Raw genomic sequence first — 16,462 nt, forward strand, 5'->3', positions numbered from 1 at the left:
GTCATAATATAAAATATATATAGTAAAAATATACAATGATTACTAGGCAATATTATTTCTTGATTACGCAAAAAATAAAAAATTTTTAGTATAAATATTATTTTTGATCATAATCAAACTAATATTTTTAGTGTTTATATATTTTATAATTTTTTTGAAAAAAGATTTCACCTTATAAGACTATAAGAGTAGTTCAGAGTAGTTCATTGATAGTAAACATTAGAAGAACCATTAAGAAGAAAAACATGGAGGAGTGGCCGAGTGGCTGAAGGCACCGGTCTTGAAAACCGGCGACGGGAAACCGTTCCAGAGTTCGAATCTCTGCTCCTCCGCCAGGACATTACTATTAGATCTTAAGATTTTTTTATTCAGGTGTGCTCACTAAATAAAGAAGAGTTATTTATGATATGATGCGTAAGTTTTATTAACCTTATAGAGCTAATAATAGTACACTGAAAAAAAGATAGAGGCATATAAAAGTGAACAAACACTATATTATCATGGTTACCATATAAGAGTGATCTGATAGTAATCAGATATGCATGTTAACATAATACGAAAATCATAATGTAAAAAATATTTTAGAATTAAATGTTGTCTAGTGCTTGCGTAAAAGCCCATGATGATGGCATTTAAATTTTGTCAAAACTATACGTCATATAAGGTAAAATGTCCATTTAGCGTTTTTTTTTGAAAAATGTATTGATGTTGCAATATTTACAGATTCTACGCTAATAGCGATGTTGTTTCATTTAATCTATTGGATTAGGTTACCTCAAGAGCTGACTTTTGGTGTTTTATATAACCATACTTCTGAAACTAACGAGAAAAAGATAATAATTAGAATTTTAATATTGAGTAGAAATTTATTAATTAATAAAGCTAAATTTGTTGTAATATACACAATATTTAACATATCGTTCATGATAGTTGGGTAGAAACGAAATTTTCTATTTCTTGATACTAAGAATAAAAGCCATGTCTGTTTTAAAGGTATTGTATTTTCCTAATGAGCGTCTACGGATAATCGCTCAACCTGTGTTAAAAATAGATACTCGTACTCAAAATATTATTGATGATATGTTTGAGACGATGTATTCTGAGGAAGGTATTGGATTAGCAGCAACGCAAGTTGATATTCATCAATGTATCATTGTCATAGATATTTCAAAAACAAAGAATACTGGTTTGGTATTAATTAATCCTATTATATTAAATAAGAGTGCTAATATAATAGCAGAAGAGGGGTGTTTATCCATCCCAAAACAGAGATCATTAGTTCCTCGTGCAGAGAAGGTAAAGATAAAAGCCATAGATCGCCATGGCGATTACTATGAACTGGAAGCAGATGGTCTTTTATCTATTTGCATTCAACATGAAATAGATCATCTTTTTGGAAAATTGTTTATTGATTATTTGTCACCAATGAAGCGTCAACGTATCCGTCAGAAATTGAAAAAATTTTATCGTCAACAATATCACTACTAACTGAGTAGGTATCAGGGTGCGCATGTGTCTCATTCTTTAAAGATTATTTTTGCTGGTACCGCAGAGTTTGCTAAGTATCATTTACATACACTCCTCTTGTCTCACTATAACGTAGTATCAGTTATAACTCGACCGGATCGACCATCTGGTCGAGGTCAAAAAAATAGCGTGAGTCCAGTTAAACAATTAGCTAAAGAAAGTCGAATACCTATCCTTCAGCCAGATTCACTAGATTCTCAAGCTGATCAGGATATAATATCAGCATTTAATGCTGATATTATAGTAGTTGTCGCGTATGGATTGATATTTCCTCAGGCAATTTTAGAGATTCCACGCCTTGGTTGTATTAATATTCACGCTTCTCTATTGCCAAGATGGAGAGGGGCAGCACCAATTCAGCGTGCTTTATGTGCCGGAGATTCTGAAACTGGGGTGAGCATTATCAAGATGGATTCTAGACTAGATACTGGTGATATTTTGCATAGAGCATCATGTCCTATTCATTTTTCTGACACAACCGCTACATTATATGATAGATTAGCTAATCTTGGTTCACTGAGTTTATTAACCACTCTCACAGAGTTGGAGAATAATACATATAACTTACGAACACAAGACGAGAAACAAGCTAGCTATGCATACAAACTTAGTAAAGCAGAAGCTCGTCTTAATTGGTCATTGTCTGCTGTGCAATTAGAGCGTCGTATTCGCGCTTTTAATCCCTGGCCTGTAAGTTATTTTATGATTGGCGATCAATGTATTAAAGTTTGGAAGGCGTCCGTGATACCTAGCGTGAGCAACAGAAGACCTGGAGAAATCATAAAAGCAGAAAAAGAAGGCATTCAGGTTTTGACCGCAGATGGTATCTTAAATATACAGGAATTACAGCTTGCTGGAAAAAATAAAATGACAGTGCAAGCTTTTCTTAATTCTTATCATCCATGGTGCACTATAGGAAAGATGATTGCTTAAAGGTGTTTGTTTGATTTTTTTTTATTAACATATTTTAAAAAATAATGGTGATTTTGAGCTTCTTCTTTATTAATGTTTTATAAGATTTTTATCTTACATATTACGAAATAAAATAGAGATTCGATAATATCACCTACTATTAAGAGTTCATAGTGCTATAAAAGAGGTATTCCTCAACTTATCGCTTTCTTGGTTTTTGATATTCAGGTGATATATATCACACGTAGACACCTGTCATGATCATGCAGATATGTCGTATAATATTTCTAGTATGTTAATTAAATTCGTGCATTCTTTTATGATTTTTTAGTTTTTTATGATATTTAAAATAAAATTATACAGATCGTAATTTTTTTATAAATAAAAGAGCAACTACAAGCGCTATAAATTACTTAGGGTAATGTATCTATGTGTTGATGATTCTAAGAGTTTCTGCTGCAGATGATATAAAATTTAGTGTTTTTTATTTGTATTAGAGTTTATCAAAAATAATTAGCAGTACTTAAATAAGAGAATATTATTCTTATTTAAATTTTATTTTATATAAAATATATACGTGATGTAAAAATATATATGAATATCTTGCTGTAGAGTGTACTTATCGTTAATAAGTTCCTCTAATTATCTTCGTGCTCTGATTTTGGAAAGTGCATATCACTATATTTGACAAAACGACTTTTATATTTTACTTTAAATCCAATCCACAAACACAGGAATAAAGGAATTCCTATGTAGGTCGCTACTACCTCGTTCCATTTAAAAAGATCAGAAAAAAACGCTTGATAGTTTTGCCCAAGCGTTATAACTAGGCAGATAATAAAAGCAAATATAGGTCCAATTGGGAAGTGTTTAGCACGATACGGTAATCTATCTAAATTACAACCTTGTGATATATATCCTTTTCTAAAACGGTAATGGCTAATCGCAATACCTAACCAGGCAATTAATCCCGTAACCCCTGAGGCATTTAACAACCATAGATAGATGATTGTTTTGCTGTACACTAAGGTCAAAAAACAGAGTCCTGCTACTAATGTTGTAGCATATAGTGCAGCACGAGGTATTCCTTTCTTAGATGTATTTGCAAAAATCCGTGGCGCTTTTCCGTCAACCGCTAGAGAAAATAACATACGCGTCGCGGAGTACATACCTGAGTTTCCTGATGATAATACTGCAGTTAAGATTACAACATTCATCACAGTTGCTGCTGATAAAAGCCCAGCATGTTGAAAAACTAGTGTAAATGGACTAATGCTAACATCTTGAACGCTAGTTTTAAGAAGATTAGGATCAGTATATGGAATGATCATGCTAATAACAATTATTGCAAGAACATAGAATAACAAAATTCGCCAAAATACTTGACGTACTGCTTTTGGAATGCTTTTTTGAGGATTAACTGATTCACCAGCAGCTATACCGATAAGCTCAGTTCCTTGAAATGAAAAACCTACAATCATTGCCACACTAATAATTGAAGAAAAGCCACCCACAAAAGGAGCATCACCAATCGTCCAGTTTTTCCAGATTGCACTAGAAGAATAATGTAGCATGTGGAAAGTTATTAAAATACCGACGATTATGAACATAATCACTGTGGTTACTTTAATAAATGACAACCAGTATTCAGCCGTGCTAAAATTTTTTACTGAAATATTATTAAGCAAAAAGATCGCTCCTAAAAATAGAGCGCTCCAAATCCATCCAGGTGTATTTGGAAACCACCAGCTCATGATGAGTTGTGCCGCCACAAGATCTACTGCTATAGTTATAGCCCAATTATACCAATAGTTCCACCCTAGCGCAAATCCAAAACCTTCTTCAACATATTTGGAGCCATAGGTAGAGAAGGAGCCAGAAACTGGCATAAAGGAAGCTAATTCGCCGAGACTAGTCATTAAGAAATAAACCATAAGACCTATGATTGCGTATGCAATTAGAGCTCCGCCTGGGCCAGCTTTGGCAATAGTAGCTCCAGAAGCGACAAAAAGACCGGTACCAATAGAGCCACCTATAGCCATCATCATTAAATTACGAGTTTTCAGTTCTCTTTTTAAACCAGTGTTGTGTATTTTTTTCATGGTATTGAATTTCAATAATTTATAATGGCAAGGCAGTAAGTAAGAATCAGATAAAAGCTATCTTAGCAGGATATTTATAATTTCATATTTTCAGTAAAGCTCATATTATATAGTATAACTCATCAAAACTGAACATGATGATAGCATTCTTTTGTAATTTAATTAGTACATAATTGTACAAATGCGATTGGTTCTGGAAATTTTTATTTAGTTTAGGTAAAAATTTATGTTTATATGGTTTAGATAAGGATCTAAATATTCTATGGATATAAGTTTTATTTATAGAATTATTATTTTAAAAGTTATATAACTATACATACATAGTAATAGCTGCTCTGTAGCATTTATTAAGTGATTTTTAAATATAATAAGACCTTAGAAAAACATAGGATTGGTTGGGGTTGAATCTCCTATCACTGTGTAATTTTAAGATAATTTATAGCTTGTAAGGTTGGTATTAGTTATCAATAGAAAGAATTTTTTTTTTAAAAAAAAATTACTATCTCCTGACAAGTGGCGTGATTCTTATTTTTTATATTATAATATTGGTTAGGATTTATAGGGAGCGTTTATAGATTTAGCGCTGAGTATATAAAGAACGCGCTATGACAATGTGTTTCATGTTAATGCAATTAAGGAGTATTTTTATAAAAATCAATAATAAACGGAGCAATTGCCCCGTTTATTAACATGCGTCTAGATGATAGGCAGTGGTAAGAGTGATAAAATTAGAACTTGTATATTAACCCAAGACCAATGGTATTATCAGTGGAGATATTGGCGTTACTAGTAAAATGATTTTTTTCTAAAAGGTTAATTTTATAATCAATGTAAGTTAACAAGTTAGTATTAAACTTATAGTAAGTGCCTACATCAATATATTTATAGAGCTCTTTATGGTTAAAATGGGTAATTTGTTTACCTATTGACTGTATATACGACAAGGATGGGCGAAGACCAAAATCAAACTGATATTGTGCAACTGCTTCAAATTTTTGTTCTTTATTAACTACGCCTTCGACTGTTTTTGTTTCAACCTGATTTTTAATATAAGCATTATTATGAGTTTCACCATACATTGTTGCTAGGTAAATATTATTTGCGTCATATTTGATTGCTGCAGCCCAGGTTTCAGCAGTATCATGTCCTGAACCTAAATAAGCGCTTTTTTGGTTCTCCGTACGATTTGCAGTAGTATAGGCTGCAGATACACCGATACCCATTGGTGTAGTGTAGCTCATTGAGCTACCAAATCCTCTTCCGTTTTCTGTCTTAATATCTTTTGTAGTTTTGTCTGTGTTATTTTTTCCTTGGTATTGAAGTGCAAAATCAAAACCATCAATTAAACCAAATAGGTTACTATTTCGATAAGTTACCAAATCATTAGAGCGGCCAATCATTCCATTATTAGCTTGCGCTGAATCATTTCTACCCATTGGTAGAGCATTGGTCCATGCTAATGGATCATGTCCTACTCCATAGTTTCTACCGTAGTCTAAAGTTCCATAATCAGAAAACTTAAAACCAGCAAACCCAACATGAGGTTGAGAACCGGAATTGCTTTCTTTTTCAGACATATTATCTTGAACGCTGTACTCTAATTGACCATAGCCGCTTAGAAGATCACTAATTTGTGTTTCACCTCTAAAACCAATGCGTATATGGGATTTATCACCATCATCATCAGTATTTTTAGAGGATTGATGTTTTAAATTAATTGTACCGTATAAATCAACTTTGTTACCATCTTTATTGTATATCTCTGCAGAATTAACATATCCAGAGCTTAGAAGAGCTGGTATCATTACTGCAAGAATTTTGCGATGTATCATTGTATGATCCTCATTGAAGTGATTATCCGGAAACTTATCACCTAAATTTTCCGACAATAATTTTTGTGTAACCTCTCAGAGAGTTTTTGTTTTTATACTCTTTAGAGATTTTATTATTGCTAGTTGAATGAAGCTAGCTTGAAAATATTACTAGTCTTTATTACTGAAATAATTGGTGTAGTCTAGTAACAGTAGTTAAAAATCTAAGTGCTCATGATAATTCAGCGAAGGTAGAGGATGTTACGGAATATATAAAAGATTTTTGCATAATAATCATTATATAATAATTGTATTATACCTAAGCTGAATACATGAAGTATACATATATTATGTGCATTAAGTATATAGACACCACAATAAATACTCAGAAAGATATATTGCGTGGCGTTCGTGGAAAAGCAATAAGATCTCTTACATTTTTTACTCCTGTGATATAGGAAGTCAATCGCTCTAAACCTAATCCAAACCCTGCGTGTGGTACCGTGCCATAGCGACGTAAATCACGATACCACCAATAATCTTCTATCGATATACCTTTTTCGGTGAGACGGGTATCTAGGATTTCAATACGCTCTTCTCTTTGTGATCCACCAAGTATTTCCCCAATACCTGGTGCTAAAATATCCATAGCGGCCACTGTTTTTCCGTCGTTATTTAAGCGCATATAAAATGCTTTAATATCTTTTGGGTAGTTTTTTACTACTACTGGCGCTTTAAAATATTGATCTGTTAAATAACGTTCATGTTCTGATGAGAAATCTAGCCCCCATTGAACTGGATGCTCGAATTTTTGTTTAGATGATAACAAGATATCAATCGCATCAGAATAATTTACTTGGGCAAATTTAGTCAAGATACAGCTTTTCAATCGTACCATTACATTTGAATCTATTCGACGAGAAAAAAAATCCATGTCATCAGAACGTTCTATTATAACTGCTTGAAAAACATACTTAAGCATAGATTCTGCAAGAGCAGAGGCTCCCTCTAAATCAGAAAATGCTATCTCTGGCTCTATCATCCAAAATTCTGATAAATGACGGCTAGTATTAGATTTCTCTGCGCGAAAAGTGGGGCCGAAGGTGTAAATTTTTGATATAGCGCTAGCGTAGGTCTCACCATGCAACTGACCGGAAACAGTAAGAAAAGTTTTTTTACCAAAAAAATCCATATCATAATTTACTTTTCCTAATGCTGTTCTGGGTAGGTTTTCTATGTCCAATGTAGAGACGCAGAACATATCTCCAGTTCCTTCAGTATTAGATGAAGTGAGGATTGGTGTTGCAACCCAATAAAATCCCTCTTTGTTAAAAAAACGGTGCAAAGCTTGTGTTATGGAATGACGAACACGCGTAACAGCTCCAATTATATTAGTGCGCGGCCTAAGGTGAGCTACCTCGCGAAGATATTCTAGGCTATGATTTTTTGCTGATATTGGATAGGTATTAGGGTTATCTACTAAGCCTATGATTTTTATATTAGCAGCCTGCATTTCAAAAGTTTGCCCTTTACCTGGTGATTCTATAATTTTTCCGGTTACTGATAATGAGCAACCAGTTGTGAGAGATAAGACATCATGGTGATTTTGTTCTGCTACTATTTGAAGTGAATGAAAGCAGGAGCCGTCATATATAGAAACAAAGGAAATACCAACCTTTGAGTCTCTGCGAGTACGAACCCATCCGCATACGGTGACTGTACTTCCTGTAGTGATGCATCCTTTTAGGATATCTGCTATAGAAACTATGCGCATATCAGTCTCCTAGTATTTACCTAATAACATGGAAAATTTTATGTATATTAAATTACTATATTCTAAAGGTATTCTGCCGATATAATTGTGTAGAACTTAAGATAACTATTGAGTACCACTAATCTGTCAATTTTATTTAAGATTTTAATGCTTAATATCGATTAATTATAGAAGTATGATAAAAACTAATAATGATGCACGATATAAATATATATATTTTTCCGTATAATTTTTTATTTATATCTTTTTTGCATATATACATTTTATATATAAAAAGGTGTAAAACAACAAAAGAAATATTTTTAAATTTTCTTAATATAGTTGATCAGGAGCAAGAAACAGTAAAATTATATATTTTATTGTATGATTTCACAATGGCCTCATAGTGTACTGAAAATCTTGATTTATAACTTTATTGTATCTGCAGATACATTATTGTTAAAATGAGAAATAGATTCACGATTAGAAGATCTATATCTAATGTATTATTGAGTAAAAATATATGCCACTTTAGAAATTATTTGATTATATGATAAAAAAAAAATCACTTTTAAAGACTTATAGAATTAGTAGTATTGACTATGGTAGATTTTTAACATTACTGATTACTGTTTACTAATATCGATATAGGTTATATTTTAGATCTATATTTTTATCCTTAATTAAAAATAAAAGGCACATCTACTTAAGACAGATAGAATAATGACCACCTTTTGACCTATCTACCTCTAATGATCTAATTAAAGTTTAACTTAATAGTTTTTTGTAAAAAATAAAATTTTTACTAAAAAGCCTTCATTTCATTAATTTTAACATGGATTGTATAGTAACAATCTCATTATATTAATCTCATTATATTATAGTAATATATTTTTAAATTATACTTGCATAATATACTATCTCGTAAAATAGTCTAATAAAATTTTTTATATTGAACATAGTTATGGTTGATAACATAATAAAAAGCAATCTAAATGCAAATTACAGGCAATCATTTATATCACTAATATACTTTGAACCATTACGTATACCGTTTAATTGTATGTGTAATGTATGAAAATTTTTAATTAAAAAATTTTTTATATTATAATATAGCTTAACATATAATTTAATAATTTGTTCAATTACTTTGTTTAATACAAGTGTCTTTGACGTACTGCTTCATATAAACAAATACCAGTAGCTACTGAAACATTGAGAGAAGAGACACCTCCTAGCATAGGAATGTGCACTAGTTCATTGCAGTTCTCATGTGTGAGACGTCGTATACCTTTTTCTTCTGAACCCATCACCAAAGATAATGGACCTGTTAGGTTACTTTGATAAAGAGTTTGGTGAGTTTTATCAGTTGTGCCAATAATCCAAATATTTTCTCGTTGTAAGAAACGCATAACTCGTGCTAAATTAGTAACACAAATGAGGGGTATATTTTCTGCCGCACCACTAGCGACTTTTCTTACTGTAGAGTTTAGCTGTACAGAGCGATTTTTTGGTATGATTACAGCGTGTACACCAGCTGCATCTGCACTGCGAATACAGGCACCAAGATTATGAGGATCTGTGATACTATCAAGGATTAGAAAAAACGGATTATTTATTTTAGATAACAAGGCCGATAGATCATTTTCTTGATATGGACGCCTGCATCGCACAAAGGCAATAACACCTTGATGTGCACCACCTTCTGATTGTTGATCCATTCTGCTTCGAGTTTTTGTATAGATGGTAATTTTATTTATTTCTAACAATTGTATTAGAGCCTCTAGGCGATGGTCTTTTCGTCCTTGAAGAATCCAAACTTCTTTGAAGCGATGAGGAGCACTATGAATTATTGCTTCTACAGCGTAGATACCAAAAACTATTTCATTCATATTTTAGATGCTTTAGATTACAGGAATATATCATGTCTCTAATATATTAGAGCTTATCTGATTTTCATTCTGAGTATAATATAATATGATTACTAGATTTAATCTAGTGGATGCAATCTTCTAATGTTTTTAGTGTAATGGATTGCATAAATAAATTAAGTAACATTTGATGCTAGAGAAATTGATGCTAGAGAAATGCTTTTATAGGGTAATATTATTAAGAAATTCTTAGTTTTTTCAAACATTTTATGATTAATGATCTTTTCGCTATACTTTTTGATTATGATGTTAACTATTATTTCATGATTATAATCTATCGAGAAATACTTTTTTAAATTATTTTCGAAATTTTGCATTATAGTTAGCCTTATACAGTATTACAAGCAAGTCTGTATATTTATAAAATTTTTATATAGATTTTTTAGCATTATTTTTATTTCTTTTGTTGTTTTTCAAGTGTAAGTCTTTTTTTAAGGCGTCACCTGTATGCAAGAATGTGCTTGTATGGCTTATTAGTGTTAAAATAATCTTACGTTCTTCTAAATGCACAGAATCTAATTGTACCGTTACAGTATCACCTAAACGATAGGTAAGACTTACACGTTCTCCGATTAAGCGTTGTCTTATAGAATCAAAACGGTAACAGTTTTTTTCTAATGTGGATATATGCACTAACCCATCAATAAAAATATCACTAAGACGTACAAAAAAACCAAAACTGGTAACACTAGAAATAGTACCGTTAAAGATTGCTCCAACTTTATTTTTAATAAAATCGCATTTTAACCAATCAGTTACATCACGCGTGGCATCATCGGCACGGCGTTCCGTGATAGAACAGTGCTGGCCAAGCTGTAGCATTTGAGTTGTGGTATAATGATATCTGCCCTTAAGTATGCAATCTTTATTTAGATATTTTTTGTTTTGTGCTAAGATATATTTAATAGTGCGATGCAGTATTAGGTCAGGATAGCGGCGAATTGGTGAGGTAAAATGTGCATATGATGTCAGCGCTAAGCCAAAATGTCCACGATTTTCGGCATCGTAGACTGCTTGTTTCATTGAGCGTAATAGTAGACTTTGGATCATGTCCTTATCTGAACGTCCATGAATATTTTTTAAAAGGGCTGAGTAATCTAGTGGACTGGGTTGTTCTCCGCCACATAAAGTAAGGCCTAGTTCTCCTAGAACTATGCGAAAACTTTTAATGTTATCTCCTATCGGGCGATCATGATCCCGAAATAATGCTGGTGCGCCATGTTTTTCCACAAAACATGCTGATGCAACATTTGCAAGAATCATGCATTCTTCGATAATTTTATGCGCATCATTACGCACCATTTTTTCCACTCGCTCGATACGATTATGCACATTAAAGATAAATTTAGCTTCAGCAATATCAAATACGATCCCTCCGCGTTTCTTGCGAGATTTTTTTAATGCTACATACATGCAGTGCAGCTCTTCTAGATTTTTTACTATAGGTAAGTGGTATTCTCGTAATTTTTTGTCTCCCTGTAGAATATTCCAAACTGTATTATAAGTCAGTTGCGCAGAGGATTTCATCATGGCTTCGTAATGTTTATAGCTAGTTAATTCCCCGCTAGAAGAGATTGTCATTTCACAAACCATGCATAAACGATCTACATCTGCATTTAACGAACATAGTTTAGTGGATAATACTTCTGGGAGCATTGGGATCACCCGTGATGGAAAATATACAGAAGTTCCACGATGTATGGCTTCATCATCTAACAGGGTGTTGGGTCTAACATAGTAACTAACGTCAGAAATCGCAACCCAAAGACGCCATCCACCATCTTTTTCGCTTGTACAAAACACGGCATCATCAAGATCACAAGCATCTTCTCCATCAATAGTGATTAATGGTAATTGACGTAGATCAATGCGGTTGCGTTTAATGTCTTCTGGTATCTCCACATTTAATTGTGTAATAAGTTTTTCTAGTGCTTGTGGCCATTGATGAGGAATGTTATGGGTATATAATGCAATATTTATTGCTGTACTTGTGTCTATTGTGTTGCCAAGTATTTTAATAATTTTGCCAATTGCTTGATTTTTTAATGTTGGACGCTGCACTAGATCCACTACTACAATAAAACCTAAGTATTCGGTAAGTAGATTGTTATTAGATATAAAGATCTCAAATTTTAAGCGATGATCATCTGGAACTACATAGCCCCCTGCAGAGTTACGCAGATAGCGACCCACGATGTGGGTATTCCGTGGCTCAATTACACGAATAACGCGTGCTTCTTGGCGATTTTTACGATCAGAACTGATTTTCTGTGCAAGCACTATATCGCCATGTAGACACATTTTCATCTGTGTCATTGAAAGATAAAGGTCATCTTTGTTACCGGAAACACGTAAAAAACCAAATCCATCACGATGCCCGATTACTTTTCCTTGTACTAGGTTAATCTTTTTAAGAACTGAATAACCTTTTCGGCGAGTAAATCCTAGTTGTCCATCGCGCTCCATGGCTCGCAGCCTTCTTCGTAGGGCTTCGATTCTTTCTTTTTCATAAATAAGTAGCTCTTTCGCTAACTCATCACGATGAATCGGATTTTTATATTTTTCTATATGATAGAGGATAGATTCTCGACTAGGAATGGGGTTATCGTATTTTTGAGCTTCTCGTTCCTTAAATAGGTCGTATAACATCAAGGTTTCTCCATTCTGATCTGCCAAGTAACACATTGATTTATGATGATGCAGTATAATAGATAGTGGTCTACAACTAGAATATTTAAGAAATATTGAGTTATATTATAAATATATAGTATATATTATAATCACTGATAGTGACGTGAGCTGTTCAATTATTATTGATCTTGATAGTATAAAACATATCTACTTCTAAAAATAATTTCATTATCAATACAGCTACTGCATTACTCATTGAGTTGTTATAGAAAAATATATTATAGATGTGATGATTAAAATCATATCATAATAGATGATAGTTTTCTTTTCTCGAGAGCGGTTGGAATTGTAAAGATTCTAAGTGTGAAGGCTTTATATGTCTATATAGATAGAGAGAAGGGGCAAATGATGATAGCAAAGAAGGGTATGAAACCATTGTAGTAATATTAATTAGAATTCTAATATTAAAAAAGGGGTATTTTTAGTATAAAAGATTACAAAGTACAAGGATTACGTAGCACAATGGTTTGACTACGATCTGGTCCAGTAGAGATAATATCAATGAAAACACCTGTGATTTCTTCAATGCGTTTAATGTAATGTAGCGCCTCAGGTGGCAAAAGTTCTAAATTTTTTACGCCAAATGTGCTTTGACTCCACCCTGGTAGGATCTCATAGATTGGCACAGCCTCCTCCCAATGTTCATTGGTTAGCGGCGTAACAGTGATATGACTATTGTCTTGCATGCGGTAAGCTACGCAGATTTTAACTTCTTTAAGACCGTCCAAGACATCTAATTTAGTAATGCAAAAACCTGAAATAGAGTTTACTTGGACGGCTCTACGCACAGCTACAGCATCTAACCACCCTGTGCGACGACGACGACCAGTGGTTGCGCCAAACTCATTACCTCGTTTACAAAGAAATTCACCAGTATGATCACACAACTCGGTTGGAAATGGACCTGATCCCACGCGAGTGGAATAGGCTTTTAGCACGCCTAAAACATAACCTACACAACATGGACCAATTCCAGTACCAGGTGACACACCTCCGGCAGTAGTGGTTGATGATGTTACATATGGATATGTACCGTGATCTATGTCTAACAGTGTTCCCTGTGCCCCTTCAAAAATAATTAGATCACCACGCTTCTGGGCAGTTTCCAGTAATCCAGAGACGTCAATGGCCATTCGTGTTAGGTTATCAGAGATTTTCATGATATTTTTGAGCACTGTATAGTAGTTTACTGCGCTGGTTTTGTAGTAATGAACAAGCTGAAAATTATGATACTCCATCGTTTTCTTAAGTTTTTCTGCAAAAGTTTTTTTATTTAATAAATCACCTAATCTGAGTCCTCTTCTAGCGATTTTATCTTCATATGCAGGACCAATGCCACGACCAGTTGTTCCGATTGCCTGAAGGCCTCGTTCTTTTTCACGTACAACATCTAAAGCAACATGGTATTCTAATAATAGTGGACACGCTGTAGAGATTAAGAGGGAGTTTTCAACGGATTTACCCTGAGACTCTAAATCTTGAACTTCTGCCATAAGAGCAGAGGGAGAGATGACCACACCATGCCCGATAATACTAACAACATGCTGATGCATGATCCCTGATGGAATTAAATGGAGGATTGTCTTCTTACCGTTAATAACTAGCGTGTGACCTGCATTGTGACCGCCTTGATAACGTACTACATATTTGGCCCATTCAGTAAGAAGATCAACAATTTTTCCCTTTCCCTCATCACCCCACTGGGTGCCAAGTACTACGACATTTTTTTTCATTTTACAGAATTACCGATTTCTTTAAAAGCAACAGGATGTCATCATTAATTAATGATGACAGATTACTACTAGTATACTGATTTGTTATGTATGCATATAGGCTTACTGTCAATTCAATTGAATATTAAGCTAAGTAAGTGGCGCTCAGTAGATTATAGTGCTTAGCATATCATTAATGTAAGATAGTATAGTTTTTTATATTGAAAACAGTTTTATTCATAAAATACGCTCTAGATACTTATTTAGATTTAGATTGAGGTGAAGCAGAAAAAGATATAGTAGTATTGCTGGACGATTTAGTCTCGAAGATCTTTATTAAAAATATTTAAAAGATATCCTATATGTTATAGTAGTTTTACTATTGTTTGATTAAAATAAGGAATATTTATATAAAAATTTTTATCCTTGATATATTTTAATGATATATTTTTTTATAAACTCATGAGTTGTATACTGTATATTAAGATATACTATCACTTATCGGTGATAACTATAGTTAGTTTTAGAGCACATGATTAATAGCTGCGCATAATGGAAAGAGATTTTTTAGAGTAATACCAGCTATATTTATTCGACCTGATTGCAGCATATACACTCCAAATTCATTACGCAAACGGTTGATCTGGTTAGGTGATAATCCGATCAAGGAAAACATACCCGTCTGTGATGTGATAAAGCTAAAATTAATTGTTTTTATTTTTATTTTTAGTGTGTCTGCTAATAATTGGCGCATGAGTTTAACACGTTCTCTCATAATAGATAGCTCATTCTCCCATTGAAGACGTAGAGACGGATTGCTCAAAATAGTTAACACTACTGCTGCACCATGCGATGGCGGGCTAGAATAATTAGAACGAATAGTTGATTTTATCTGACTAAAAGCCGTATCAACAATATTAGATTGGCTAGCGACAATACTTAAGGAGCCAACGCGTTCATTATATAAACTAAAATTTTTTGAATAGGAACTGCATACAATAAGCTCCTTATGTGTAGCAGAAAAAACACTTAGACTGATAGAATCTTGCGCTATTCCTGTAGAAAATCCTTGATAAGCATAGTCAAATAATGGTAGCCAGCCTTTTTCGAGGGACATTTTAGACAGATATTTCCATTGTTCGTGAGATGGATCTACTCCGGTTGGATTATGGCAACAACCCTGAAAAACTACTACATCACCGGGACAAACAGAGTTCAGGCTGTTTTTCATAGCGCTAAAATCTAGTGCATGATTGACTGAATCATAATAATCATACATGTAGACTTTTAGTCCTGCTGCAGAAAAAATATTTTTATAATTTTGCCAACCAGGATTACTAATCCAGATGTTTTTTATATTTGTCTGATTTGAAATAAAGTCTGCTATAATACGTAATGCACTTGTACCACCAGGTGTCTGTGCGGTACGTATGCGTTTTTGTTTAATTACTGAACTATTTTTTCCAAATAGTAACTCTTGAGTGTAATACCCAAAATCAGAAAGACCATCAATTTGTAGATAATTTTTAGTTACTTCCTGTTCTAAAAGAAATTTCTCTGCTTGTTTTACGCTAGAAAGTATAGGTGTATTTCCAGTGTGATCTGTATATACTCCAATGCCTAAGTTAATTTTGTCCATATGTTGATCTGTATGGAATTTAGTATTTAAACCTAGAATAGGGTCTGGTTGTGATTCTTTAATTAATTCAAACATTTTTTGATATGTCCATTTAATTTACGTTCTTTTAAAATTAAGAAAAAGTTTATGCATAGATTATCAACAATGTAAATAATAGACTGTTTACTTAAATTTTTTTCGTTCTTTAAATCATACTGAATACGTCAATCATGGAATATTGTAAAAAATTTTTTTTGTAGTATTGAAAGAATAGTATTTAAAAATTTGTAGTTTAATAGTTATGGATAATGATTTTTATAATAGGATGAATTGAACAGATTTTTATTATTTAATATATTTTTATATTAGAATTATAGTTCTGCAGTTTTAAATAAAATAAAATTA

General features: G+C 33.0%; 9 protein-coding genes and 1 tRNA gene. 3 read left to right on the forward strand and 7 right to left on the reverse strand.

All coding sequences use genetic code 11. The annotated features are described in order from the left end of the window. The first annotated feature begins 247 nt into the window (after window positions 1–247). The 3 genes from ERCISPPS3390_RS00455 (at window position 248) to fmt (ending at window position 2,460) form a co-directional block, all read left to right on the forward strand. Window positions 248–335: transfer RNA gene (locus tag ERCISPPS3390_RS00455), tRNA-Ser, on the forward strand. Between the two features lie 643 nt (window positions 336–978). Beyond that, window positions 979–1,488: a peptide deformylase gene (def, locus tag ERCISPPS3390_RS00460; RefSeq protein ID WP_197094906.1), complete on the forward strand. Its 510-nt coding sequence runs from the start codon at window positions 979–981 to the stop codon at window positions 1,486–1,488. 24 nt (window positions 1,489–1,512) lie between these two features. Beyond that, complete coding sequence (gene fmt, locus ERCISPPS3390_RS00465) at window positions 1,513–2,460, forward strand: methionyl-tRNA formyltransferase (RefSeq protein WP_197094907.1); 948 nt, start codon at window positions 1,513–1,515, stop codon at window positions 2,458–2,460. 617 nt (window positions 2,461–3,077) lie between these two features. Here the strand turns inward: fmt and ERCISPPS3390_RS00470 are convergent. From ERCISPPS3390_RS00470 to ERCISPPS3390_RS00500, 7 genes are all read right to left on the reverse strand, one after another. Next, window positions 3,078–4,541, reverse strand: a complete 1,464-nt coding sequence (locus ERCISPPS3390_RS00470; RefSeq protein WP_197094908.1) for an amino acid permease — start codon at window positions 4,539–4,541, stop codon at window positions 3,078–3,080. A gap of 728 nt (window positions 4,542–5,269) precedes the next feature. Further along, window positions 5,270–6,373, reverse strand: a complete 1,104-nt coding sequence (locus ERCISPPS3390_RS00475) for a porin (RefSeq protein ID WP_269319457.1) — start codon at window positions 6,371–6,373, stop codon at window positions 5,270–5,272. 364 nt (window positions 6,374–6,737) lie between these two features. Beyond that, window positions 6,738–8,126 carry an asparagine--tRNA ligase gene (gene asnS / locus ERCISPPS3390_RS00480; protein WP_197094909.1) on the reverse strand — a complete coding sequence of 463 codons (1,389 nt, stop codon included), beginning with the start codon at window positions 8,124–8,126 and terminating at the stop codon, window positions 6,738–6,740. A gap of 1,133 nt (window positions 8,127–9,259) precedes the next feature. Further along, the gene (gene rlmB / locus ERCISPPS3390_RS00485) at window positions 9,260–9,997 is read right to left on the reverse strand and encodes a 23S rRNA (guanosine(2251)-2'-O)-methyltransferase RlmB (protein ID WP_197094910.1); all 738 of its coding nucleotides are present in this window, start codon (window positions 9,995–9,997) and stop codon (window positions 9,260–9,262) included. 408 nt (window positions 9,998–10,405) lie between these two features. After that, window positions 10,406–12,685, reverse strand: coding sequence for a ribonuclease R (gene rnr / locus ERCISPPS3390_RS00490; protein WP_197094911.1), 2,280 nt, complete (start codon window positions 12,683–12,685; stop codon window positions 10,406–10,408). A 476-nt stretch (window positions 12,686–13,161) separates the two neighbouring features. Next, window positions 13,162–14,460, reverse strand: coding sequence for an adenylosuccinate synthase (locus ERCISPPS3390_RS00495; protein ID WP_197094912.1), 1,299 nt, complete (start codon window positions 14,458–14,460; stop codon window positions 13,162–13,164). A gap of 502 nt (window positions 14,461–14,962) precedes the next feature. Continuing rightward, window positions 14,963–16,153 carry an amino acid aminotransferase gene (locus tag ERCISPPS3390_RS00500; protein ID WP_197094913.1) on the reverse strand — a complete coding sequence of 397 codons (1,191 nt, stop codon included), beginning with the start codon at window positions 16,151–16,153 and terminating at the stop codon, window positions 14,963–14,965. Between the last annotated feature and the right edge of the window lie 309 nt (window positions 16,154–16,462).

This window comes from Candidatus Erwinia haradaeae, assembly GCF_900698885.1.
Lineage (GTDB): Bacteria > Pseudomonadota > Gammaproteobacteria > Enterobacterales > Enterobacteriaceae > Erwinia_E > Erwinia_E haradaeae_H.